We start from the raw sequence: 2,147 nt of genomic DNA, 5'->3' as shown, positions 1-2,147 counted from the left end.
AAATGTATAATCATATTTGACTTTTCTTTCCATAAAAATACCCCCAAATAGTGTCTAACTTTTTGGGGGCAGTCTATTTACAGAGATGGGATTTTTTTATTATTCTAAAGCTATTTTATTTATCACCTAAAACTTCTTCCAGAACGTTTGCTTCAGTTCCATTAGGAAAAGAAACTTTTATTTTCTGAGCTATCGTAGGAGCAATTTGAGTAATCTCCTTTTTATTAAAAGACTCCCCTTTTTTAATATGCCATCCGTAAAAAATTGCCGGAACGTGCGTATCATAAGTATAAGTTGTTCCATGAGAAGTTCCCGTACCTTGATATTCAATATATCCAGGCTTATCAAGAATTATTAAATCACCATTTTGAGTAACATCATATCCTTTAGCAATAAAGTTCAAATAGTAATCATTTCCTGTTGAATGTAAAATTTCTTCTTCAGTATAAACTCTTTTTACATAATCTTGAGTCATTAAATACCCTTTAAAAGCCTCTTTAACTACATTCAAATCCAGGTTTTTTGCTTTTATAGTTTCTTTATTAAAAAATAAATTAAAACTAGAGTAATTCGAAACTAAATCAGCTCCAAAAGTTTTGATAGAAAAATCCTTTAAATTATTCCTAATGTCTTTTGGACTAACGCTATTTACATTATATTTATGATCTTTTAAGTAATTAACATTTTCAGCACCAGCATGATCCGCAGTCAAAAACAATAAATAATTATCCTTCCCTACTGTCTTGTCTAAATAATTTAAGAAATCAGCAATTGTTTGATCTAATCGCAAGTAAGTATCTTGTAATTCCATAGATCTTGGTCCTAATAAATGACCTACATAATCCGTAGAAGAAAAACTAACCGTTAAAAAATCAGTGATATTATCTTTCCCCAATTCTTCTTTTTCTATTGCTTTCATCGCAAATTCAGCTAATAGATTATTACCAAACGGAGTAGAACGTAATACACCAGCATCATTCTTAGCATACATATCCTTTAAATCATAAGGAAAAACTGGAGAAGTACTATTATATAACTTACCCTCATATGGATTATTATCCTCTAAACTTTCATCATAAGTTGCTTTCGGTTTTAATAAATCCCATCCTTTATTGATGTATGGCATATAATGCTTTTCATCATTAAATTTCTGAACCCAATCCGGTAGTTTTTCACCATAAAAAGAACTAGAAATAAAAGAACCCGTTTTGCTATACCAAAAAGCCCAATTTGCAAAATGACCTGCTGGTAAAATGGCGCCGCGATCCTTAAGACTCAAACCGATTACCTTTCCTTTAAAGTTAGTGCCCATTCTCAATTCGTCTGTAATAGTCGTGGTCAGCAAATTTTTAGGAGACATTTCACCTTCTTCTTTTGTTCCGTCTCCCACAGTGCTTACGCTTACATCATCGGTACAGTACATTTCTTTACCTAACTTTCTACTAAACCACTCATTACTTACAATTCCATGAGTTGCAGGTGTAGTTCCTGTATAAATCGACGCATGTCCGGGAGCAGTATACGTTGGCATATAATTAAAATGCATGTTTTGAAACGTGTACCCATTACCCATTAATCTTTTAAATCCGTTAGGCGAAAAATCATCTGAAAAACGATACAAGTATTCCATTTTCATTTGATCAACAACGATACCAACAACCAGTTTAGGTCGCTCTTGTGCTTGTAAATTTGACATGATAATAACAGCCAAAAACAAAATTAGTTTTTTCATCTTTAAATTTATTTTTTGAATACAAAAATAAGCATTAAACAACAAACTGATTTACATCTACAGTAATAATGACTAACAAGTAAATTGATTTAACATTAAATTAAAGATTTACTTTCTTTTTAGGCTAACTAATATTTATGCCTAATTTTTATCGCTCCACAGGTATTCGACTTGATCCGTTTTCGACTTGATCCGTTTTCGACTTGATCCCTAATTTTTATCGCTCCACAGGTTTTCGACTTGATCCCTGAAACCTGTTCAGATTAAAGAAAGGCGACGAACCGAGCTTAGCGAACGCGACGATCCCATTAAAAACAAAAAACCCCGTTCGTTAGAACAGGGTTTTTAAAGACCCTGAAATAAATTCAGGGTAAAGAAAGGCGACGACATACTCTCCCACATAACTGCAGTACCA

Annotated in this window: 1 protein-coding gene; it reads right to left on the bottom strand. The window is 32.6% G+C overall.

Annotated features, from left to right (window positions below; genetic code table 11):
* Window positions 1–115: 115 nt before the first annotated feature.
* Complete coding sequence (gene pafA, locus QO200_RS19220; RefSeq protein ID WP_371543600.1) at window positions 116–1,732, bottom strand: alkaline phosphatase PafA; 1,617 nt, start codon at window positions 1,730–1,732, stop codon at window positions 116–118.
* Window positions 1,733–2,147: the final 415 nt, after the last annotated feature.

The organism is Flavobacterium sp. Arc3 (assembly GCF_041431375.1).
Taxonomy (GTDB): domain Bacteria; phylum Bacteroidota; class Bacteroidia; order Flavobacteriales; family Flavobacteriaceae; genus Flavobacterium.
The sequence above is the reverse complement of the archived record's forward strand: the minus strand, read 5'-3'. Positions and strand labels throughout refer to the sequence as shown.